This is a genomic window from Mesorhizobium sp. CA4, assembly GCF_020165075.1.
Classification (GTDB): domain Bacteria; phylum Pseudomonadota; class Alphaproteobacteria; order Rhizobiales; family Rhizobiaceae; genus Mesorhizobium.
Genome location: NZ_JAIUHK010000010.1, coordinates 26,299 through 46,924 on the forward strand (window position 1 = coordinate 26,299; position 20,626 = coordinate 46,924).

Annotated in this window: 21 protein-coding genes; 6 read left to right on the top strand and 15 right to left on the bottom strand. The window is 64.9% G+C overall.

The features are described from left to right. Positions 1 to 9: 9 nt before the first annotated feature. From LB528_RS10605 to LB528_RS10640, 8 genes are all read right to left on the bottom strand, one after another. The gene (locus LB528_RS10605) at positions 10 to 1,074 is read right to left on the bottom strand and encodes an ABC transporter ATP-binding protein (protein ID WP_224714823.1); all 1,065 of its coding nucleotides are present in this window, start codon (positions 1,072 to 1,074) and stop codon (positions 10 to 12) included. Beyond that, positions 1,074 to 1,862 (bottom strand): ABC transporter permease, encoded by a 789-nt coding sequence (locus LB528_RS10610; protein WP_224714824.1) that lies wholly within the window; start codon positions 1,860 to 1,862, stop codon positions 1,074 to 1,076. Before LB528_RS10610 ends, LB528_RS10605 begins: the two co-directional genes overlap by 1 nt. Continuing rightward, complete coding sequence (locus tag LB528_RS10615) at positions 1,862 to 2,731, bottom strand: ABC transporter permease (RefSeq protein ID WP_224714825.1); 870 nt, start codon at positions 2,729 to 2,731, stop codon at positions 1,862 to 1,864. Before LB528_RS10615 ends, LB528_RS10610 begins: the two co-directional genes overlap by 1 nt. A gap of 27 nt (positions 2,732 to 2,758) precedes the next feature. Further along, positions 2,759 to 3,823 (bottom strand): ABC transporter substrate-binding protein, encoded by a 1,065-nt coding sequence (locus tag LB528_RS10620; RefSeq protein WP_224714826.1) that lies wholly within the window; start codon positions 3,821 to 3,823, stop codon positions 2,759 to 2,761. 39 nt (positions 3,824 to 3,862) lie between these two features. Then, positions 3,863 to 4,837, bottom strand: coding sequence for a PfkB family carbohydrate kinase (locus tag LB528_RS10625; RefSeq protein ID WP_224714827.1), 975 nt, complete (start codon positions 4,835 to 4,837; stop codon positions 3,863 to 3,865). Beyond that, positions 4,837 to 5,865, bottom strand: a complete 1,029-nt coding sequence (locus tag LB528_RS10630; RefSeq protein WP_224514645.1) for an ADP-ribosylglycohydrolase family protein — start codon at positions 5,863 to 5,865, stop codon at positions 4,837 to 4,839. The genes LB528_RS10625 and LB528_RS10630 overlap by 1 nt, the downstream gene beginning before the upstream one ends. 2 nt (positions 5,866 to 5,867) lie before the next feature. Continuing rightward, complete coding sequence (locus LB528_RS10635; RefSeq protein ID WP_224714828.1) at positions 5,868 to 6,593, bottom strand: GntR family transcriptional regulator; 726 nt, start codon at positions 6,591 to 6,593, stop codon at positions 5,868 to 5,870. A 148-nt stretch (positions 6,594 to 6,741) separates the two neighbouring features. Beyond that, positions 6,742 to 7,512, bottom strand: a complete 771-nt coding sequence (locus LB528_RS10640; RefSeq protein WP_224714829.1) for an IclR family transcriptional regulator C-terminal domain-containing protein — start codon at positions 7,510 to 7,512, stop codon at positions 6,742 to 6,744. 100 nt (positions 7,513 to 7,612) lie between these two features. On the opposite strand from LB528_RS10640, the gene LB528_RS10645 reads away from it, so the two are divergent. The 3 genes from LB528_RS10645 to pcaF are packed head-to-tail and all read left to right on the top strand — an operon-like array spanning position 7,613 to position 10,515. Next, positions 7,613 to 8,470 carry a CoA transferase subunit A gene (locus tag LB528_RS10645; RefSeq protein ID WP_224714830.1) on the top strand — a complete coding sequence of 286 codons (858 nt, stop codon included), beginning with the start codon at positions 7,613 to 7,615 and terminating at the stop codon, positions 8,468 to 8,470. Further along, a complete protein-coding gene (locus LB528_RS10650) occupies positions 8,467 to 9,270 on the top strand; it encodes a CoA-transferase subunit beta (RefSeq protein ID WP_224714831.1) in 804 nt (267 codons plus the stop codon). Before LB528_RS10645 ends, LB528_RS10650 begins: the two co-directional genes overlap by 4 nt. After that, the gene (gene pcaF, locus LB528_RS10655; protein WP_224714832.1) at positions 9,271 to 10,515 is read left to right on the top strand and encodes a 3-oxoadipyl-CoA thiolase; all 1,245 of its coding nucleotides are present in this window, start codon (positions 9,271 to 9,273) and stop codon (positions 10,513 to 10,515) included. 2 nt (positions 10,516 to 10,517) lie between these two features. Here the strand turns inward: pcaF and pcaD are convergent, their stop codons facing one another. The 6 genes from pcaD to LB528_RS10685 all read right to left on the bottom strand — a co-directional run bounded on the left by pcaD (position 10,518) and on the right by LB528_RS10685 (position 16,225). Further along, complete coding sequence (gene pcaD / locus LB528_RS10660) at positions 10,518 to 11,315, bottom strand: 3-oxoadipate enol-lactonase (protein WP_224714833.1); 798 nt, start codon at positions 11,313 to 11,315, stop codon at positions 10,518 to 10,520. A 93-nt stretch (positions 11,316 to 11,408) separates the two neighbouring features. Next, positions 11,409 to 12,263 carry a sugar phosphate isomerase/epimerase family protein gene (locus tag LB528_RS10665; RefSeq protein WP_224714834.1) on the bottom strand — a complete coding sequence of 285 codons (855 nt, stop codon included), beginning with the start codon at positions 12,261 to 12,263 and terminating at the stop codon, positions 11,409 to 11,411. Between the two features lies 1 nt (position 12,264). Continuing rightward, complete coding sequence (locus LB528_RS10670; protein ID WP_224714835.1) at positions 12,265 to 13,041, bottom strand: ATP-binding cassette domain-containing protein; 777 nt, start codon at positions 13,039 to 13,041, stop codon at positions 12,265 to 12,267. Beyond that, positions 13,038 to 14,030, bottom strand: a complete 993-nt coding sequence (locus tag LB528_RS10675; RefSeq protein ID WP_224714836.1) for an ABC transporter permease — start codon at positions 14,028 to 14,030, stop codon at positions 13,038 to 13,040. Before LB528_RS10675 ends, LB528_RS10670 begins: the two co-directional genes overlap by 4 nt. Positions 14,031 to 14,097: 67 nt before the next feature. Then, entirely contained in the window at positions 14,098 to 15,087 is a 990-nt protein-coding gene (locus LB528_RS10680; RefSeq protein ID WP_224514665.1) for a substrate-binding domain-containing protein, read from the bottom strand. A gap of 61 nt (positions 15,088 to 15,148) precedes the next feature. After that, complete coding sequence (locus tag LB528_RS10685; protein ID WP_224514667.1) at positions 15,149 to 16,225, bottom strand: LacI family DNA-binding transcriptional regulator; 1,077 nt, start codon at positions 16,223 to 16,225, stop codon at positions 15,149 to 15,151. A gap of 146 nt (positions 16,226 to 16,371) precedes the next feature. Here LB528_RS10685 and LB528_RS10690 point away from each other — a divergent pair, with 146 nt between their 5' ends. After that, the gene (locus tag LB528_RS10690; RefSeq protein WP_224514669.1) at positions 16,372 to 17,403 is read left to right on the top strand and encodes a hydroxyacid dehydrogenase; all 1,032 of its coding nucleotides are present in this window, start codon (positions 16,372 to 16,374) and stop codon (positions 17,401 to 17,403) included. A gap of 16 nt (positions 17,404 to 17,419) precedes the next feature. Here the strand turns inward: LB528_RS10690 and LB528_RS10695 are convergent, their stop codons facing one another. Then, positions 17,420 to 18,094 carry a GntR family transcriptional regulator gene (locus tag LB528_RS10695; protein ID WP_224514671.1) on the bottom strand — a complete coding sequence of 225 codons (675 nt, stop codon included), beginning with the start codon at positions 18,092 to 18,094 and terminating at the stop codon, positions 17,420 to 17,422. Positions 18,095 to 18,234: 140 nt separating this feature from the next. On the opposite strand from LB528_RS10695, the gene LB528_RS10700 reads away from it, so the two are divergent. Both LB528_RS10700 and LB528_RS10705 read left to right on the top strand, forming a co-directional pair. Continuing rightward, positions 18,235 to 18,822, top strand: a complete 588-nt coding sequence (locus LB528_RS10700; RefSeq protein ID WP_224514674.1) for an amino acid synthesis family protein — start codon at positions 18,235 to 18,237, stop codon at positions 18,820 to 18,822. Then, complete coding sequence (locus LB528_RS10705) at positions 18,815 to 20,623, top strand: alpha/beta fold hydrolase (protein ID WP_224714837.1); 1,809 nt, start codon at positions 18,815 to 18,817, stop codon at positions 20,621 to 20,623. Before LB528_RS10700 ends, LB528_RS10705 begins: the two co-directional genes overlap by 8 nt. The last annotated feature ends 3 nt before the right edge of the window (positions 20,624 to 20,626 follow it).

Consider the following 20,626-nt stretch of genomic DNA (forward strand, 5'->3'; position numbering starts at 1 on the left):
TCGCCAATCTCAGGCCGCGATCAGCACCGTGCTGTCCGGCGACCAGCTGAGCACCACAGGTTGGCCTTCGGCCAGGCGTTCGGCGCCGGTGTTCTGGACGATCACCTTCAGCGTCTGGCCGTCGCGTTCGACGAAATAGGTGCTGTTGTTGCCGGCGAAGATGCGTTTCGAGATCTGCCCAGTAAGCGTGTTGGCAGTGGCTTGATCGGGCTTTGCCGCGCCGGGCGAAATCCGGATGCGCTCGGGGCGAACCGCGCAGCTCGCCTTGGCGCCGGTCGGCATCAATGCGCCTGTCGAAGCCGCGATCGTCGTGCCGTCGGGCAGCCTGATCCCTGAGCCGGTCGCATCGCCGCGAAAGATGTTGGCATCGCCGAGGAAGGTCGCGGCGAACTCGCTTTGCGGCCTGTCATAGATCTCCTCCGGCGGCCCTTCCTGCACCAGCCTGCCGTCGCGCAATATGCCGATACGGTCGCTCATCGTCAGCGCCTCTTCCTGGTCATGTGTGACGAAGATGGTGGTAATGCCGATCTCGCGCTGGATGCGCTTCAGCTCGATCTGCATGTCGACGCGCAGCGCCTTGTCGAGCGCGCCGAGCGGCTCGTCGAGAAGCAGCACGCGCGGCTTGGTTACGATGGCCCGCGCCAGCGCCACGCGCTGGCGCTGGCCGCCGGAGAGCTGATGCGGCTTTCGCCCGCCGAGCTTGCCGAGCTGCACGAGGTCGAGCGCGCGCTGCACTTCCGTAGCGATCGTCGCCTTCGGCTCGCCGCGCACCGAGAGGCCGAAGGCGACATTGTCGGCGACGCTCATATTGGGAAACAGCGCATAGTTCTGGAACACCATGCCGATGCGCCGCTTTTCGACCGGCACGCGCTCGACGCTCTCGCCGCCTATGGCGATGCTGCCGGCGTCGGGAAAATCGAAGCCGGCGATCTGGCGGAGCAGCGTGGTCTTGCCGCTGCCGGACGGTCCGAGCAGCGCATAGAAGCCGCCATCGGCAAAGTCGATCGAGACCTCGTCCAGCGCCTTGTGCGCGCCGAAGCTGCGCGAGACGTTCGCGACCTGGACGCCAGCCATTATTTCTCTCCGCCAAACTTGAAGAAGCGCGCCGTGAGCAGCATCAGCGCCATCGACACGACAATGATGATCGTCGAGACCGCATTGATCTCGGGCGTAAAGCCCTTGCGGATCGCGGCATAGATTTCGACCGGCAATGTCGTCTGTCCCGGCGTCGACAGGAAATACGAGACCACGAACTGGTCGAACGACACCGCGAAGGCGAACAGCCCGCCGGCGATCACCCCGGGCATGATCCACGGCAAGGTAACCCGCATGCTCACCTGCCACTGGTTGGCGCCGAGCGAGCGCGCCGCCTCCTCCAGCTCGGGCGCGAAGGTCTGCAGCCGGGCCGAGACGACGACGATCACATAAGGCAGCGCAAGCGCGACATGGCCGAGCAGGATTGCCACCAGCCCGCGGCCGATGCCGACGCCGAAGAAGAAGATCAGCATTGCCGTGCCGGTGATCAGCCACGGAATGGCGATCGGCGGGAAGAGCAGCGCCTGCAGGACTTTCTTGCCGCGGAAGTCGTAACGGTAGAGCGCCAGCGAGGCCATCGAGCCCAGCACCGTCGAGATCAAAGTGGTGATGACGGCGATCTCGATGCTGTTCCAGGTCGCCGCGATCAACTGGTCGTTCTGCCAGAGCGATGAATACCAGTCCGTCGTCCACTCGAACGGCAATTGGTAGAAGGGCGAAGCGTTGAAGGACATCGCCGCCATGATGATGATCGGCAAATAGAGGAAGCCGAGCAAAAGCACGATGTAGAAGCGCCCGAGCCATTCGAGGATGCGCGTCGTCGCCATCACGCAGCCCTCCGCAGGACAGGCGCCGCCAGCGCCAGGATGATCAGCACGACCGCGAGCAGGATAAAGGAGAGTGCCGCGCCCAGCGGCCAGTTGAAGACGGCGACGAACTGGTCCTCGATGATGGTGCCGTAGAAGGTACCGGTGCGGCCGCCGAGGATGCGCGGCTCCATGAAGGAGCCGACCACCGGCACGAAGATCAGCGCGGCACCCGCGATCAGGCCCGGCATCGACAGCGGGATGATCACCCGCCACAGCACCTGCCGCCGCGATGCGCCAAGCGAGCGGCCCGCCTCGATCAGCGAATCATCGATGGCCTGCAGCGTGAGATAGCAGGTCAGCACCATATAGGGCACATAGGAGTGCACTAGGCCGATGATGACGGCTGGGTAGGAATACATGAGATCAATGTTGATCTTGAACGGCAGCACCGCATTGAGCGCGGTGTCGAGGATGCCGCCTTCGCGCAGCACCATCGCCCAGGAGAAGATGCGCACCAGCCCGTTCGACCAGAAGGGCAGGATAACGAGCAGGAAGATCGCCTCGCGGCTGCGCCCTTTCAGCACCTTTGCCAACACATAGGCCGCCGGGTAGCCGATGACGACGCACCACAGCGTCACTTCGAGCCCGAGCCGCAGCGATGAAAGCAACAGCGTCGAATAGAGGCTCTGCGAGAAGAAGGCGGCGTAGTTGCCGAGCGTGAACGACCATTCCTTTCCGGCCAGCGGCAGGTCGGTCATGAAGGAGAAGAACACCATGGCCGACAGCGGCAGGAAGATCGCCACCGTCAGCCAGAGATAGGCGGGAAGGAGAAGCGGCAGGGCCGGCCTCAGTCCGCGGCGCGAACCGATCGCAAGCTGGTCAGCCATCTTGCCTCTCCTCCCCGAAAGACGTGATTATTTCACGTTGACCTTCAGCTCCTGCCACAGCGCCAGGTATTTCTCGCGCTGCGCGTCGGTGATTGGCGCCTGGAACTGGATGCGCTTGGCGACATCAGGGCTGCCCATGACCTTGCGGTTGAAGGCGTCCTCGGGCAGCGCCTCGACAGCCTTGGTGTTGGCCGAAACCGGCGCGCCGACCTTGGTCACCCACTCGACATAGAATTTCGGGTCGATCATATAGTTGATGAAGGCCTCGGCGCCCGCGACATTCTTCGAGCCGACCGGGATGGAGAAGGCATCGAGCCAGGCGACGGCGCCTTCCTGCGGGATGACCAGCGAGACCGGCAGCTTGAAATGCGTCTTGGCGCGGTCGGCCGAGCCACTCCAATAGGTGCCAATGTCGATCTGGTTGGAGGCGACCATCTGGTTCCAGTCGTTCTCCGAGCTCCAGAAGGTCTTGATCTGCGGCATCAGCGAGGTGAGCTTCGCCTTGACCGCGTCCATGTCCTTGATGTCGTTGATGTTCTGCCCCGTCGCGATCGCGCCGAACTGCACCGCCTCGACGGCATCGTCGCGGATGATGACGCGACCCTTATGCGCCGGGTTCCACATCTCGGCGATGCTCGTCGGCGGCTTGTCGAAGGACTTCTCGTTGATCGCCAAAGCCGTCAGGCCCCACACCCACGGCACGCCATAGACCTTGCCGTCATGGTTGAGCATCGGCGAGCTGGCTTTGTCCTTGGCGATGTCGGCATAGTTGGAAAGCTTCGAGACATCGATCGGCTGGATCAGCTTGCCGGCCATCGCCTGGTCGTTGAAGGCGGCGTTGATCATGACCACGTCGTAGAGGCCGGGATTGGTGCGGATCTTGGTCAGCATCTCCTGTTCGGAGTTGAAGAAGTCGTTGACCACCTTGAAGCCGGTCGCCTTCTCGAAATTTGCGACCGCCCACGGTTCATCGGCGCCATAGCCCTTCCAGTTGAGCACATGCACTTCCTCGGCGGCCTGTGCTCCAAGCGTAAATGCTGAGACGAAGACGGCGGTCGCCGTCAGGAAAGCGGTCAGTCTGGGCATGCGCATGTTCTTTTCCTCTCATTGTTTGCCCGATTGATGGGCTTGTTAAGTTGCAGTCGCTTCCGCCCGGCCGAGCGCGGTCGTCGCTTCGCCGCGCTCAGCCAGGAACTCCTGGATTTCCATGTCGGTCGGCGCCGATGACCCGCCATGGCGGGTGACCGAAAGCGCCGCGGCCGCATTGGCATAGCGTGCCGCCTCGCAAGCACCCATGCCGCGCGAAAGGCCGCTGACGAAGGCGCCGATATGCGTGTCGCCGGCCCCATTGGTGTCGACGGCTTCCACCTCGAAACCCGGCACCGCGCGGGTGCCGCCATCGGCCATGCGCACAAGGCAGCCATGCGCGCCGGCGCGGATGACGACGCCTTCGGCCCTGGGGCAATGCTCGGCAAGCAATCGGATCGCAACGGTCTGGGCATCGCCGGCGCCGGCAATCTCGGCGGCCTCATTGGTGTTGCAGCTCAGCCAGGTCGTACGCGCCAAAACCCTGTCCAGGAGCGGCCGTGGAATATCCGCGATCACCGGTGTCGGATCGAAGACGAAAGGAATGCCGGCCGGCAGCGCCTCGATCCAATCGGCAAGCGCATCGCGGCTGCCACGATAGCTCAGCGTGTAGCCGGAGGTGAAAACCCAATCGCCCGGAACCACTTGCACCGGCTTCATCATGTCCGGCGTGAGCCGGCTCTCGGCGCCCGGCCAGGAGACGAAAGTGCGTTCGGCGTCGCCGCTGATCATGGCGACGCAATTGCCGCTGTCCATCGAAGGCGATGGCGGCGTCAGCGTCTCGATGCCTTCGGCCGCGAAGGCGGCGCGCAGGAAGTCTCCATCCGGTCCGGTGCCGAGCTGGCCGCCGAACACCACCTTCATGCCGGTGCGGCTTGCCGCCACCATCATGTTGAAGCCGCCGCCGGCGACCCGCGCGTAAGCTGACGCGGTCTTTTCCGTGCCGGCCGCCGGCAGGGCATCGATGCGGTAGACATAGTCGACCACGGCGCTGCCGACATGAACGAGGCGCCCGCTCATCAGGCAACCTCCTTGCCTTGGCCGGCCTTGGAGCCGCGTGCGGCGACCAGGTCGCCAGCCAGCCCGCGAAGCTGCGCGATGTCGATCCCATGCAGTTGGGCGATGCGGTCCTGCGGCAGCCTCGACAGGCCAGCGCAGGCGCCGGCCATGCCGGCGGCAATCGCACCGATCGTGTCGGTATCGCCACCGAGATTGGCCGCGATGACGGCTGCCCGCCACGCATCGCCTTGCGCGATCTCCAGCACGGCGAAGGCCGCCGGCACCGATTCCTGGCTGGCGACGCCGGTGCCGACCAGATCGATGATCAGCTTGATGGCTTCCTTCTCCGCCTTGCCGCGGACAAGCTCCTGCGCCCAGATGATGCGCGCGGCGATGTTGCCGCCGGTGACCCAATGGCCGAGCGCAGCACCTAGCCTTGCAGCGGCGACCGCATGGTCGGAAGCGGCGCGCCAGTCCCCGCCCGAGACACCGAGACTGACAGCGGCTGCGACCGCCGCAGCCGATGCAATGGCGATCGACGTGTTGTGCGTGGCCCGGCAGGTTTCCGCCACCTTGGAAACCAGAACGTCGAGCGGCTCCGGCGGCATCATGATGCCGACCGGCGCGATGCGCATCGCAGCGCCATTGGTGTCGCCGCTGCGCCCGGCCTCCTCCGCCGGCACGCCGCTGTTGATGGCATCGATTGCGCGCTTGGTTGATGGTCCAAGCAGGTCGTAGCTGCCGCGCGCCTTGACCTCGCGCTCCCAGTCGAGCAGCGCGTTGACCCAGCGTGCATGATCGAAGCGCTCGCCGGATTCGACGAGGATGCGGCCAAGCAGCAGCGCCTGTTCGGTATCGTCGGTGATCGCGCCGGCGGGCAGCCCTTTCGACACCGGGTGATCGGCGGCAGGCGCGACGAAATCCTCGACGTGGCCGTAGAGCGCGGCGATGCGGGCCGGCGACAGAAGCTGCGTCGGCATGCCCAGCGCATCGCCCAGCGCCCCGCCGATCAGCGCGCCCATAGCCCGGTCCATTGCGTCGGCCACCATGCTCAGAACTCCAGGTGCAGCGCGAAATGCGCCGGGTTGAGCAGGCTGGTGACGAATTCGATGGCACGCCCGTCGGCGGCGCGTGTCAGGCGGCGTGTGCGCAGGAACGGCGTGCCGGGCGAACAGGCGAGGATCGCCGCGTCAACGGCGCTCAGCATCTCGATGTCGACCCATTCCTCGCCGTGATCGGGAACAAGCCCTGCCCCGCGCAGGGTCTGGTGCAGCGAGCCTTCGCGCAGGCCGCGCAGCGGTATGTCCTCCAATTCCTGCGACAACGGCAGCCGGCTGCGCTCGATCGAGATGGCATGGCCGTCATCGGCATTGGTGCGGGCGCGATCGACGGCGATGAAGGATGGACTCTCGACGCCGAGCCTGGCCGCCAGTTCGGCATCCTCGATGATCTCGAGCCGCAATGTGCGGGTCTCGGCATTGGCGCCCGCATTGGCAAGCGCGCGCGACCAGCCGATCGCGTCGTCGACCGGCATGCCGTCAAAGGTGACGAAGGAGCCGATGCCGACCTTGGTGGTGATCAGCCCGCGGCTCGACAGTTCCTCGAGCCCCTTGCGGACCGTATTGCGGCTGACGGAAAAGCGCTGGACGAGTTCGTTTTCGCTCTGCAGGCGGTCGCCGAAGCCGAGCAGGCCGGAGCGTATCTCATGCTCCAGAACCGTCGCGATCTGCTCGGGCTTGCCCGTGCCGGGAGTGATCTGCGTCGCGCGACGGGCCATATCGATACCTGTTCAGTGAACCTGTATAATCCTGTTCAATATCGGATTGGAATTCCCCCGTCAACGAACCTTCGTCACGATTCAAGAATGAGGGGTTGGGCGCGGAATGAGCCTGCGGCCTTGACCGGCAGAATCGGAGACGCGCCGCTCAAATGAAGAAGAACTCCTCGACGCGCTGCTTGGCCTGGCGCAGCACCGGCAGGATGTCGCGCTCCATCGCCTCGACCGAGAAACGCGCGGATTGCGTCGAGACATTGATGGCGGCGACGGTACGGCCGGCGCGATCGACGATCGGCACCGCGATCGAGCGCAGGCCGAGTTCCAATTCCTCGTCGACGATGGCAAAGCCATCCGCTCTCGCCTTGTCGATGGCCTTGCCGAGCGCGGCGCGGCCGGTGATCGTCTTCGGCGTCCGCCGCTCGATGCTCGCTTGCGCCAGGAAGGTCTGCAACTCGTCCGCCGCCAGTCCGGACAGCAGCACCCGCCCCATCGAGGTACAGTAGGCCGGCAGCCGCGTACCGACATCGAGCGCGACGCTTAAGATTCGCCGTCCGGGGATGCGCGCGACATAGACGACGTCTTCGCCCGACAGCACCGCCGCGTTGCAGGCCTCGTTGAGCTTCGCCGCCACCTCGCGCATGATCGGCGCCGCGGACGTCCAGAGCGATGCGCCGCCGAGCCAGGTCCGCGCGACCGTCAAAAGACGCGGCGACAGCGAAAACAGCCGGCCGGACTGGGTGGCATAGCCCGTGGCGACCAATGTCAGCAGAAAACGGCGCGCGCCCGCGCGGGTGAGATCCGCCTCCTCCGCCATCTCGGTCAGCGTCATGCCGGCCGGATGGCGCGCGAGGATTTCCATCACCGTAAGGCCGCGTTCCAGCGAGCCGACATGGTCGCGCGAAATGGATTCCTCTTCCACGGGCGCCTCCAGGCCGGCGTTGACTCAATGCAAAGGCTGGAGCTAAAAATATCTCATATAAAACATATGTTCGCAATACGAACTTTCGCGGAGCCCGGAGATGGTCAAGTTCCTGCCGCTGAAGGAGGCGGTCGCAGAAAACCTGCACGACGGCGATACGGTCGCCTTCGAGGGCTTCACCCATCTGATCCCCACCGCCGCAGCGCATGAGGCGATCCGCCAGGGCTTTCGCGACCTGACGCTGATCCGCATGACGCCCGACCTGATCTACGACCAGATGATCGGCATGGGCATGGCGAGGAAGGTGGTCTTCTCCTATGTCGGCAATCCGGGCGTCGGCCTGCTCAGGCGCGCCCGCGACGCCATCGAGAACGGCTTTCCGCGCGCCATCGAGGTCGAGGAGCACAGCCACGCAGGCATGGCCAATGCCTACGATGCAGGCGCCGCCGGTCTGCCCTGCGCGGTGTTTCGCGGCTATCGGGGCGCAGGTCTTGCGGCGGTCAATCCCAAGATCAAATCGGTCACTTGCCCCTTCACCGGCGAGGTGCTGGCGGCCGCCCCGGCGATAAGGCCAGACGTCACCTTCATCCACGCGCAGAAGGCGGACCGGAAGGGCAACGTGCTGGTCGAAGGCATCATCGGCATCCAGAAGGAGGCCGTTCTTGCCGCAAAGCGCGCGGTGGTTACGGTCGAGGAAGTGGTCGACAATTTCGACGACCTCCACCCCAATCTCGCCGTGCTGCCGAGCTGGACCATCGCGGCGATTTCCGTCGTGCCGGGCGGCTCGCATCCATCCTACACGCATGGCTATTACGAGCGCGACAATGCCGCCTATCTCGAATGGGACGAGATCGCCGCCGATCGCGACCGCTTTCAGGCGTGGATCCGGAAGAACGTCATCGAGAGCAGCGCGGATGACTTTGCCGGCCGCGTCGAGCACCTGAGGAAAGCCGCATGAGCGACGCGGACAATCTGGGCTTCACCCCGAACGAGATGATGACGATCGCCGCCAGCCGCGCGCTGAAAAGCGAGGATGTCTGCTTCGTCGGCATCGGCGCGCCGTCGGCCGCCTGCAATGTCGCGCGGCTGACCCATGCCCCCGACATCACGCTGATCTATGAGAGCGGCACCATCGGCACCGCGCCCGACGTGCTGCCGCTGTCGATCGGCGACGGCGAATTGTGCGAGACGGCGGTGACCACTGTCGCCGTGCCGGAGATGTTCCGCTACTGGCTGCAGGGCGGGCGCATCTCGATTGGCTTCCTGGGCGCCGCCCAGCTCGACAAATTCGGCAACATCAACACCACCGTCATCGGCGACTATGCACATCCCAAGACCCGCCTGCCCGGCGGCGGCGGCGCGCCGGAGATCGCCACCTCGTCGCAACAGGTCTACATCACCATGGCGCAGTCGAAGCGCGGCATGGTCGAGACAATCGACTTTTTCACGTCCTTTGGCCATGGCGATGGCGGCGATCATCGCAAGCGGCTCGGCATCGATACCGCCGGGCCGACGCTTTTGATCACCGACCTCGCCATCTGGAAGCCGGACCCGGTGACCAAGGAGTTTACCGTGGTGTCGCTGCATCCCGGCATCACGCGCGAGCGGGTGCAGGAGACTTGTGGCTGGGCCGTAAAATTCGCCGAGGCCCTTGACGAGACGCCGGCGCCGACGGAACTCGAATTGAAGACATTGCGCGACCTGCAGGCCCGCACCAAGGCGGCGCATCAAGGGACCGCCAGCGGGAAAGCTGCATAAATGACTGACGCCTTCATCTGCGACTACATCCGCACGCCCATCGGCCGCTTCGGCGGTTCATTGTCCTCGGTGCGTGCCGACGATCTCGGCGCCATCCCGTTAAGAGCGCTCGTTGAGCGCAACAAGGGCGTCGACTGGGCGGCGGTCGATGACGTCGTCTATGGCTGCGCCAACCAGGCCGGCGAGGACAACCGCAACGTGGCGCGCATGGCGCTGCTGCTTGCCGGCTTGCCCCAGGACATCCCCGGCTCGACGGTCAACCGCCTGTGCGGCTCTGGCATGGATGCCATCACCATCGCCGCGCGCGCCATCAAATCAGGCGAGGCCGAGCTGATGATCACCGGCGGCGTGGAATCGATGAGCCGAGCGCCCTTTGTCATGCCGAAGGCCGACACCGCCTTCTCGCGTAACGCCGAGATCTACGACACCACCATCGGCTGGCGCTTCGTCAACCGGCTGATGAAGAAGCAGTACGGCGTCGATTCCATGCCGGAGACCGGCGAGAACGTCGCTGAGGACTTTTCCGTCAGCAGAGCCGACCAGGACGCCTTCGCGGTCCGTAGCCAGGACAAGGCGGTCGCCGCGCAAGAGAGCGGCCGGCTGGCGAAAGAGATCACGTCAGTGACGATCGCGCAGAAGAAAGGCGATCCGATCGTCGTCGCGAAGGACGAACACCCCCGCGCCGGCACGACCATCGAGGTGCTGGCCAAATTGCCGACGCCGTTCCGCCAGGGCGGCACCGTCACCGCTGGCAATGCTTCCGGCGTCAATGACGGCGCGGCCGCCCTCATCATCGCGTCCGAAGCAGCGGCGAAGAAACATGGGCTGACGCCGATCGCCCGTATCCTCGGCGGTGCCGTCGCCGGTGTGGCGCCGCGCATCATGGGCATCGGTCCGGCGCCGGCCACGAAGAAACTTTGCGCCCGCCTCGGCCTCACGCCCAAACAGTTCGATGTCATCGAATTGAACGAAGCCTTCGCTTCCCAGGGCATTGCCGTGCTCCGCCAGCTCGGAATTTCCGAGAACGCGGAGCATGTGAATCCGAATGGCGGCGCCATCGCGCTTGGTCATCCGCTCGGCATGTCCGGCGCCCGCATTACAGGCACGGCGGCGCTCGAACTGCGCGAGCGCGGCGGCAAGCTCGCTTTGGCCACCATGTGCATCGGCGTCGGCCAGGGCATCGCGATCGCGCTGGAGCGGGTTGATTACCCGGCGCGGTATGGCTCTGTCCTGAACGGTGTTTAATCTCACTGACGATCAAGCGAGGCGACGAAGCCTCGGATAAGAGCGGTCAGCGCTTCGGGCTGCTCGATGCACGGGATGTGTCCCGCATTGCGGATCACCTCGAAGCGTGCGCCGGGGATCAACTCGGCCAGCGAGCGGACCAACTCCGGCGGCGTCGAGCCGTCCTGGTCGCCGACGATGCAGAGCGTCGGCACCGCAATGCGCCGGGCGCTCTCGGTGAAATCGGCGTCGCGGACCGCCATGCAGGTGCCGATATAACCCGGCAGGGCCTGCCTGGTCAGCATGTTGCGGCAGCCGGCAAGATCCGCGGCGCGCGTGGCATGGAAATGCGGCGTGAACCACCCCTTGAGCACGGCGTCGGCGATCGCCTCGATGCCGTCGCGCCCAACGGTCGCGATGCGGCTGTTCCAGCTCTCGGTGGTGCCGATCTTGTGCGCGGTGTCGCCCAGGATCAACGCATCGACGAGCTCGGGCCGGAGGGCACAGAGCCCTTGCGCGACCATGCCGCCAACCGACAGGCCGTACAGCACCACCTTATCGAAACCAAAATGGTCGATGAGCGCCCTCAAATCATCGACATGGTCGTCGATCGAGCGCACCCCGCTTCCGATATCCGAAAGCCCGTGGCCGCGTTTGTCATAAACGAGCATCGGCATTTCACCGGTAAGCCGCGCGATGACGTCGTCCCAGATGCGGAAGTCGGTGCCCAGCGAATTGATGAAGATGATCGGGCGCGAAGTGCCCTTCGCTTCTATGTAGCGGTGGTGCAGCGCGACGCCGCCGATGCTGACGAATGGCACGATTTTTGATCCTCCGAAGCCACATTGCACGAGGTATCTGGTTCGGCAAATAGCGCCGTCCAGGCTTCGGTCTCTTGGCTGCGCTACTCGATTCTATCCCAGCGTCAGTCCGGCCTTCTTCGCCTCCTCGCGCAGGAACGGCAGGCCGACCTCGATGACGTCGCGGGGATCTTCTGCCACCGGCCGCCACACGGCGAGACCGCCGGCGATGTCGACATCGACATGGTTCATGCTTTCAAGCGTGATGGCGCCCTGATAGCCGATGTCGGCGATTGCCTTCATGCAGGCCGCCCAGTTCAGCATGCCGCGCCCCGGCACGCCGCGATTGGCTTCCGAGACATGCACATAGCCGAGATAGGGCGCCGCCGCCTCAAAGCCGGAAGCAAAACTCTCCTCCTCGATATGCATGTGGTAGGTGTCGAGATGGATGAAGATGTTGTCGGCGCCGACGCGCTCGATGATGCGCGCCGCGTCGATGCCGCGGTTGATCAGATGCGTCTCGTACCGGTTGCAGGGCTCGATGCCGAGCTTCAGGCTGCGCGACTTCGCCGATTTCGCCGCCCGTTCGAGAAAGCGGCACACGCCGTCGATCTCCCTTTGCGTCGGCGCGCGGCCGGTGGTCTTGCCGATCGTGCCATAGGTGACGCCGCCGAGCGCTTCCGCACCCACCTCGTTGCAGACTTTGAAGGCCGGCTGCAGGAAGTCGAGCGCCTCGTCCGGCCGCTCGACCACGTCGAGCGCGCGCGGCAGGCCGAGCGAGGGGATAAGCTGGACGCCATAGTGATTGGCGAAGCCGCGCGTGCGCTTGGTGTCGATCTCCTCGGGGCGAAGCAGCGGGATCTCCATCAGGCCGATGCCGAGCTCCTTCAGCCGGTCCATCTGCGGCTCGATGCGGGCGAGGTCCCAGACAGGCGCGATGGCGAAAGTGTGCAGTCCGAAGGTGTTCATGTCAGCCTCGTTGCTCATGAGCCGCCGCTGCGGCCGTATCGCCGCCGCCGACAATGCGGCTGACGACTTCGTTCATGTTGGTGTTGGCGGTGACGAGATCGGCATCCGCCCTGCCGTGCCGCAGCACGACGATGCGGTCGGTGACCGACAGGACGTCGTTCAGCCGGTGCGAAATCAGGATCACGGCGATGCCTTCCGACTTCAGCCGCCGGATGAGGTCAAGCACGCTCTGCACCTCGCGCACGGCCAGCGCCGCAGTCGGCTCGTCCATGATGACGAGCTTCGGATTGAAGGTGAGCGCACGCGCGATTGCCACCGTCTGCTGTTGACCGCCGGAAAACGAACCGACCGACCGATTTATCGATGGCAGATGCGCGCCCAGCCGCTCGATCATTTTCGCAGCCTGACGATCCATCTCGCTTTTGTCGACGAAGCCCGGGACTAGGCCGAGCAACTTTTTCGTCGGTTCACGTCCGAGGAAGATGTTCGAGGCCACGTCCTGCTGTTTGGCCAGCGACAGGTCCTGGTAGATCATCTCGATGCCGAGACGGCGGCGCTGGCCGGGATCCAGCGCCAGTATGTCCTTGCCATCGAATTCGATCGAGCCGGTGTCTGCGCGGTAGATGCCGGTGATGGTCTTCATCAGCGTCGACTTGCCGGCGCCATTGTCGCCGACCAGCCCGACCACCTCGCCGGCCGCGACCGAAAGATCGACACCATGCAAAACATCGACCGCGCCAAAACTCTTGCGGATGCCGCGAAGCGAAAGCAGGGTCATATGCGCGACTCCTTCCGCACCTGGTACTGGTCGATGAAGACGGCGAGGATCAGCACCGCGCCGATCGCCATCTGCTGGTAATAGGATTGCACCGCAAGCAGCGTCAGCCCGTTCTGCAAGACGCCCATGATCAGCGCGCCGATCATCGTGCCGAGGATCGAGGCGCGGCCGCCGAACAGGTTGGTGCCGCCGATGATAGCCGCCGTGATCGCGGTAAGCTCGTAGTTGATGCCGGCGGTCGGATCGCCGGCATTGACGCGGGCGGTGAAGAGCAGGCCGGCGAGCCCGGCAAGCGCGCCGGACAGCGTGTAGATGATGCGGCGGTGATGCTCGACGCGGATGCCGGCCGCGCGGGCAGCCCCTTCACTGTCCCCCAGCGCCAGCGTGTGTCGGCCGAAGCGCGTATAGGCGAGCACCGCATGCGCGACGATTGCCGTCAGCACGAAGATGATGACCGGCATAGGGACACCGAAGGGCCGGCCCTGGCCGATATAGACGATCTCGGGCGGCAGTCCGTAGATTGCCCTGCCCTTCGAGATGACCAGCGCCAGCCCGCGCGCAAGACCCAGCATGCCGAGCGTGACGATGAAGGCCGGCACGAAGGCACGGGTGACCAACTGGCCGTTTATGTAGCCGGCGATCCCGCCGGCCAGAATGCAGGCGATTACTGCGAAGACCGATGGCCAGCCGAGATTGACCGCGACGAAAGCGCCCGCGACCCCGGCCAGCCCCATGACCGAGCCGAGCGACAGGTCGAGCCCGCCCGAGCCGATGACGAAGGTGGCGGCGATCGCCAGCACGCCGATCGTCGAGGTGGCCAAAAGGATGTTGAGGAAATTGCTGAGCGACAGGAAATACGGTGACAGCAGCGCCATCGCCGTGCTCAGCGCCAGAAGCACCACCAGCGACTCCACCCTGATGTGGAGCCTTTCGACGGATGCGCGCTGCACCCGAGCCCAGAAGCCGGGCTGCGTCGTTTCGGAAGCCATCTTGCCTCGCTGTTCGCAAAAAAGTTGGCTGGCGCAGGGTAGACCCGCGCCAGCCTGTCCGGGAGGACTATTTCACATATTGCAGCATCGGCTCCTTGCCGGCGTCGAGCACGTCCTTGGTCAGCACCAAAGTCGGCACGGCGATGCTTTCCGGAACCTTCTCGCCGCCGAGCGCCTTCTTGACGTTCTCCACCGCCTGCTTGCCCACGAGATAGGGAAGCTGCGCGACAGAGGCGTTGAGGCGGCCCTCCTTGATCGACTTCACCGCATCGACATTGCCGTCGACGCCGATGATCGTCACCTGAGAACCCTTGCCCGCCGCATAGACCGATTCCACCGCGCCAAGCGCCATGCCGTCATTCGCGCAGAAGATGGCGACGAGATCGGGATGCGCGGTCAGCGTGTCGGTGGCGATCGAGGCGGCCTTGCCGCGATCCCAGTCGCCCGGCAGCGAGGCGACGATTTCAAGGCCGGGCGCCAGTTCCTTCAGCTTGTCGGCAAAGCCTTTGGCGCGCTTCTCGCCGGTGATGTTGCCGGAGAGGCCTTCGATCACCAGCACCGGACCTTTGGCGTCCTTGCCGAGCTTGTTGGCGAGATATTCCGCACCCTGCGCGCCGGCGGCGATGTTGTCGGAGCCGATATGGAAGGTGACCTTGACGCCTTCCTTGTCGAGCACCGCCTGGTCGAGATTGTTGTCGAGATCGACGATCTTGATGCCGGCCTCCTGCGCCGACTTCAGGCAAGGCAGAAGATTGGTCGAGTTGATGGCGGCAGTGATCATCGCCACCGGCTTGCGCTCGAGCATGGTGTTGCAAAGGTTGAGCTGCGGCTCGGCCGCTTGGTCGCTCTCGGCCGCCTGCTGGAAATATTTAACCCCGGCTTCCTTCGCGCCGTCCGCGACGCCTTGCGCCATCGCGCCCCAGAACGGGTTGGCCAGCGTCTTCATCAGCACGCCATATTCGCCGTCCTCGGCCTTGGCGACGCCGACGGCGGAGAACGCAAGCGCGACGCCTACGGCAAGTGTAAATCGATTTATCTTCAAGAAATGCGATATCATTCGATCCTCCATTCGATTCTTGGCGCCGGATGCCACGGCCAGGGCCGGCGCATGCTTCCGCTCACGACAATGGGGGCTGTTGTCGATCTCCTCCCCCGGAATGCGGGCCGTTGCCTGGCGAGCCAACGGATTCCCGCATCAACACCTGGCAGGGCTCGAGCCGCGCCGCGGGTGGTCCCGCATCACCCTCGACCCTGCGAAACAAAAGGTTCATCGCCTCGCTGGCGATCTGGCGCACCGGCTGCACCACGGCCGCGATCGCCGGCCATGTCACCTGCATCCATTCGGCGTCGTCGAAGCCGACCAGCGAGATATCGTTCGGGCAATGCCAGCCGCGGCGGCGGAATTCGGACAGCGCGACAAGCGTGCCCTTCAAAAGCAGCGAATAGACGGCGGTCGGCCTCTCGCCTCTCCCGAAATAGTCGCGCAGCGAAGATCGCAGCGGCTCGACGCTGACTTCCGAGGTGATGACGTCGATGCGTGCCGACGGGTTGAGCGCCAGCGCCTGGCTGCGAAAACCTTCCAGGCGCGCCCGCACCGTCGCCGCCTGCTCGGCAAGGCCGATGACCAGAATATGGCTGTGCCCATTGCCGATCAGCATCCGCGCCACTTCGGCGCTGGCGGCGAAACTATCGGCCGAGACCGTGTCGAAAGCGTCGTCGGACAAGACACGGTCGATCAGCACGCCGGTCATGCCGTGGGCTTTCATGAAGGCAGCCGCCGGCCCGTGCTCATTGCGCACCGGCGCCAGCACCACGCCGGCAACGCGCCAGTCATGCATGCGGGCGAGGATCTCCTTCTCGCGCGCCTCCGATTCACGGCTCGATGCCGCGACGAGCGTATAGCCGCGCTGCTCGGCAAGGCCTTCCAGCTCGGTGACCATCGAACCGAAGAACTCGCTTTCGAATTCCGGCATGATGGCGCCGATGATGCGGCGCTTGGCCCTGCGCATGTCGGACGCCAATGGATCGACGCGGTAGCCCAGGCGTTCGACGGCATCGAAGACGCGCTGCGCGTTTTCAGGCTTCACCGTGATGACGCCGGCCAGCACCTTGGAGACGGTGGCCGCGGACACGCCGGCATGGCTTGCCACGTCATGGATCGACGGACGCCGCTGCCGGGCTTCCTGTTGCGCCATTGACTTCCTCCCGAAGGCAGGCAGCCGATCAGCCACCTCGCCATTCCAATCGATAAATCGATTTTTCGTTCTTGTAAATCGTTTCACCGGGAGTAAGACTGGAAAGAAGTGATTGACGCGACCCAATCGTGTCCCGGGAGGAAAACATGTCCGACAACACCTTGCCGCTGGTGATCAGCGCACCCGAACCGCGCACGCTCGACCTGATCTTCACGCCGCCGCAACTGGCACGCCTGCGCAGCCACTATCGCATTGTCGAGACCACGCCGGAAGACGTTTCCGCCCTACCCGCCGAAACTTTGGCCGAGGCGCGTTACATCATCGGCCAACCGCCGATTTCCTCCGACACGCTGGAAAAGCTGAAGGCGCTGCGCTGCATCTTCAACGTCGAGACCAACCTCCTCAACAACATGCCCTATGAGACGCTGTTCGCACGCGGCATCCATGTCGTTACCACCGGGCTGGTCTTTGCCGAACCGGTGGCGGAGCTTGGCCTCGCCATGGCGCTGAACCTAGCGCGCAACATTGTCGACGCTGACCTCGCTTTCCGGCAGGGCAAGGAACTGTGGGGCGGCGACGGCAACCAGACTGCGCGGCTTCTCTCCGGCGCCGATGTGGGCATCATCGGCTTCGGCGACCTCGGCCGCGCGCTCAACCGCCTGCTGACCGGTTTTCGCACACGCACCAAGGTCTATGATCCGTGGCTGCCGCCGTCGATCCTGGTCGACAATGGCGTCGAGCCGGCCTCGCTGGACGAGGTGCTGTCGCAAAGCGATTTCGTTTTTGTGGTCGCTTCCGTCACCAGCGAGAACCAGGGCTTTCTCGGCGCGGACTCCTTTGCCAAAATGCGCAAGGGCGCGGCCTTCATCCTGCTCAGCCGCGCCGGCGTCGTCGATTTCCCGGCATTGATGCAAGCGGTGAAGAGCCGCCACATCGTCGCCGCAAGCGACGTCTTCCCGGAGGAGCCGCTGGCCAAGGACCATCCCGTCCGCACCCTCCCCGGCTTCCTGCGTTCGGCGCATCGCGCCGGCGCGCTCGACATCGCCTTCAAGCGCATGGGTGACATGGTGCTGGAGGACATGGACCTCATCGACCGCGGCCTGCCGCCGCTGCGCTCCAAGCGCGCCGAACGCGAAACGGTGTCGCGCATGCGCTCCAAGCCGGTCGACAGGAATTAGTTTCGAACAGGGCTGCCTAAAGCGTCCCGAGCCGAAGCGCGTCGCGCGCGATTTGCCAGGCCGTCTCCACATGCCGCCGCGCCGCCGCCTCCGCCGCTTCCGGCTTGCGCGAACGGATCGCATCCATGATCGCGTGCATTTCGGCGATCGCCGGCTCGCGGCGGTTCTGCGACAGGATTGTCATCGAACGCAGCTGGTTGATGCGCACATTGAGACCGGTGACGATCTCCCAGGCTATGCGCTTGTCGGCGGCTTCGAAGAGCACCTCATAGAAGCTCGCCGTCGCCCGCATCACCTCGGCCGGCACGCCCGACGCCCACGCCTCGAGCAGCTTTGCCAGCGCCGCATCGAGCAGCGCGATCTGACCGTCAGTGGCCGATGTGGCGCAGGCCTTCGCCGCAATGCCCTCCAGCAGCGCGCGCAACTCGTAGATCTCGTCGGTCCGGCCAAGATCAGGCTTCGCCACGGCCGGCCCATGTCCAGGTATCATCTGCACCAGGCCTTCGGCCTCCAACTGCCGCAGCACCTCGCGCACGACCGAACGGCTGACCCCGAGCTGGTCGCATAGCGGCCGCTCGACCAGCCTTTCGCCGGGCTGGAAATGGAAATCCATGATCGCCTCGCGCATGCGCTCCAGCGCCAGTGTCCTCAACGTCTTGGCGGAGCGGTCTATGCGAAGCGTGTCAGCCATTTTTCCTGAATCCCTAGCCTAATCACAAAAACAGATTCCATGACGGATTGACAAGGCATGCGGCACTCCATAGCATGGTATACCATAAGATGATACACAAATCGATGCGGCCGCGAGCGGCTCCCATCCCGAGGACTTTCATGCAGCCGGCCATCCGCAAGATCGTCACCTATACCGAGAACACCCTGATCGAGGGCGGCAAGACGGCCCCGCGGCCGCTGCGCCTGATCGGCGTCGCCGCGGTGCTCACCAACCCGTGGGCAGGCCGCGGCTTCACCGAGGACCTCTCGCCCGAGATCCGCGCTTTCGCGCCGGTGCTCGGCGAAACGCTGACCAATGAGATCATCGGCGTGGCGGGTTCGGGCGAGGCCATCGAAGGCTACGGCAAAGCCGCCATTTGCGGCACATCCGGTGAGGTCGAGCATGCTTCGGCGCTGATCCACACGCTGCATTTCGGCAACCACTATCGCCGCGCTGTCGGCGCCAAGACCTATCTCGCCTTCACCAATCTGCGTGGCGGTCCGAACACGCCGATCATGATCCCGCTGATGGACAAGAACGACGAAGGCCGCCGCTCGCATTACCTGACGGTGCATTTCCAGATCGGCGACGCGCCGGCTCCGGACGAACTGGTCGTGGCGCTCGGCGCATCGATCGGCGGCCGCCCGCATCACCGGATCGGCGATCGGTACCAGGATCTGAGGGAGCTCGGAGATCTGCATGGCTGACGCCGCGACGATCCGCAGCAAAGCACCCGACGGCACCGGCTTCATCCGTGCCGGTTCAGGCAGACCGGTTCTGCTTATCCACGGCGTCGGCATGAATGCCGAGATCTGGCGGCCGCAGATCGCCGCGATGCAGGACCGCTTCGACGTGATCGCCATCGACATGCTCGGCCATGGTTCTTCGCCCCTCCCGCCGGCGAATGCCCAGCTGTCGGACTTCGCCGATCAGGCGATCCGCCTGCTTGATTATCTCGGCCTCGATCGCGTCGCCGTTGTCGGCCACTCGATGGGCGCGCTGGTGGCACAGGAACTCGCGCTCCGAGCGCCCGCTCGCATCAGCGCCATCGTCTGTCTCAACGCCGTCTTCCGTCGCCCGCCCGAGCTCGCGCAGGCGGTGCGCGAACGGGCGGCAGCGCTTGGCCGGCCCGGCGATCCGTCGGCCATCGCCGCCACGATTGCCCGCTGGTTCGGCAATCCTGTTCCGCCGGCTCTTTCAAACGCGGCCGCGACGGCTCGTTCAGCACTCGAAAGCGTCAACGCCGAAGGGTATGCCCGCACCTACCGCCTCTTTGCCAGTGCCGACACCGCGCACACCGATCACCTGGCCGACCTTGCCGCACCCGCGCTGTTCATGACCGGCTCGGAGGATCGCAACTCGACCCCCGCCATGTCGGCGGCGATGGCGCGGCTCGCGCCGGCGGGGCGGTGCCTGGTGTTGAATGGCGAAAAGCACATGATGACAATCGCTTCGCCGCAAAAAGTGACTCAACGGATAGTGGACTTTCTCGACGAGGCGTCGAGCGCTTCCGCAGGCGCGGACGCCGGTCCGGCATTCGATGCCATGGAGTTCCGGCGCGCGCTGGGCTCCTTCCTGACCGGCGTCACCATCGTCACCACGATCGACGAGGCTGGCGATGCGCGCGGCTTCACCGCCAACTCCTTCACCTCCGTCTCGCTCGACCCGCCGATGGTGCTGGTCTGCATTGCCAAGAAGGCGTTGGGGCATCAGGCCTTCTCGACTGCGAGAGGCTTTGCCATCAACGTCCTGTCGGAAGCCCAAAAATCCGCGTCCGGCATCTTCGCCTCGAAGGCCGCGGACAAATTCGCCTCCGTGGCGTGGCAGCCCGGGCAGACCGGCAATCCGCTGATCGAGGGATCAGTTGCGGTGTTCGATTGCGGTATGGAGCAATTGGTCGATGCCGGCGACCATTCGATCCTCATCGGCCGCGTCCATCACTTCAGCCACAATGGCGCCCAGCCTCTCGGCTACTGCCGGGGCGCCTATGTCACGCCGGGCCTGAGCCAGGAGGCGTTGGCGGCCGCCGCTCCGCCCGGAACAGAGGTCGGCGCGATCCTCGAGAACGAAGGCCGCGTGCTCTTCTTCGAGACCGCCGAGGGATCTTACCAATTGCCAGCCGGCCGCGGTCTCGGTGCCGTGAACGACCCTCGCAGCCTCAGGGGAAAACTTGCCGCCAAGGCGATCGATGCCGAGCTCGGCTTCCTCTACGCAGTGTGGGATGATGCGACGGACGCCGCACGCACGCACGTCTATTATCGCGGGACGGTGGACGCCCCCGTCTCCGGCGATGGCCAGATCCGCTTTGTCGAGATCGAGCGGATCGCGGAATTGAAGATCGCCGACCCGGCAGTGCGTTCGATGCTCGCCCGCTACGCACGCGAGCGCGCCGAGGACATGTTCGGCGTCTATGTCGGCAACGAGGTCGAAGGCGAGGTCCGGCCGCTCGCAAGGCCGGCGCCGTCGGCGCCAATCCCTTCCGGCCCAATCCATTCCGGCCAGCGGTGAGAC

Coding starts and splice junctions, on each gene's coding strand:
- LB528_RS10675 (WP_224714836.1), bottom strand. CDS start 14,030: ATGGCTTCCGAAACGACGCAGCCCGGCTTCTGGGCTCGGGTGCAGCGC.
- LB528_RS10670 (WP_224714835.1), bottom strand. CDS start 13,041: ATGACCCTGCTTTCGCTTCGCGGCATCCGCAAGAGTTTTGGCGCGGTC.
- LB528_RS10700 (WP_224514674.1), top strand. CDS start 18,235: ATGCAGCCGGCCATCCGCAAGATCGTCACCTATACCGAGAACACCCTG.
- LB528_RS10620 (WP_224714826.1), bottom strand. CDS start 3,823: ATGCGCATGCCCAGACTGACCGCTTTCCTGACGGCGACCGCCGTCTTC.
- LB528_RS10645 (WP_224714830.1), top strand. CDS start 7,613: ATGGTCAAGTTCCTGCCGCTGAAGGAGGCGGTCGCAGAAAACCTGCAC.
- LB528_RS10625 (WP_224714827.1), bottom strand. CDS start 4,837: ATGAGCGGGCGCCTCGTTCATGTCGGCAGCGCCGTGGTCGACTATGTC.
- LB528_RS10690 (WP_224514669.1), top strand. CDS start 16,372: ATGTCCGACAACACCTTGCCGCTGGTGATCAGCGCACCCGAACCGCGC.
- LB528_RS10665 (WP_224714834.1), bottom strand. CDS start 12,263: ATGAACACCTTCGGACTGCACACTTTCGCCATCGCGCCTGTCTGGGAC.
- LB528_RS10650 (WP_224714831.1), top strand. CDS start 8,467: ATGAGCGACGCGGACAATCTGGGCTTCACCCCGAACGAGATGATGACG.
- LB528_RS10630 (WP_224514645.1), bottom strand. CDS start 5,865: ATGGTGGCCGACGCAATGGACCGGGCTATGGGCGCGCTGATCGGCGGG.
- LB528_RS10705 (WP_224714837.1), top strand. CDS start 18,815: ATGGCTGACGCCGCGACGATCCGCAGCAAAGCACCCGACGGCACCGGC.
- LB528_RS10635 (WP_224714828.1), bottom strand. CDS start 6,593: ATGGCCCGTCGCGCGACGCAGATCACTCCCGGCACGGGCAAGCCCGAG.
- LB528_RS10685 (WP_224514667.1), bottom strand. CDS start 16,225: ATGGCGCAACAGGAAGCCCGGCAGCGGCGTCCGTCGATCCATGACGTG.
- LB528_RS10680 (WP_224514665.1), bottom strand. CDS start 15,087: ATGATATCGCATTTCTTGAAGATAAATCGATTTACACTTGCCGTAGGC.
- LB528_RS10610 (WP_224714824.1), bottom strand. CDS start 1,862: ATGGCGACGACGCGCATCCTCGAATGGCTCGGGCGCTTCTACATCGTG.
- LB528_RS10615 (WP_224714825.1), bottom strand. CDS start 2,731: ATGGCTGACCAGCTTGCGATCGGTTCGCGCCGCGGACTGAGGCCGGCC.
- LB528_RS10605 (WP_224714823.1), bottom strand. CDS start 1,074: ATGGCTGGCGTCCAGGTCGCGAACGTCTCGCGCAGCTTCGGCGCGCAC.
- pcaF (WP_224714832.1), top strand. CDS start 9,271: ATGACTGACGCCTTCATCTGCGACTACATCCGCACGCCCATCGGCCGC.
- LB528_RS10695 (WP_224514671.1), bottom strand. CDS start 18,094: ATGGCTGACACGCTTCGCATAGACCGCTCCGCCAAGACGTTGAGGACA.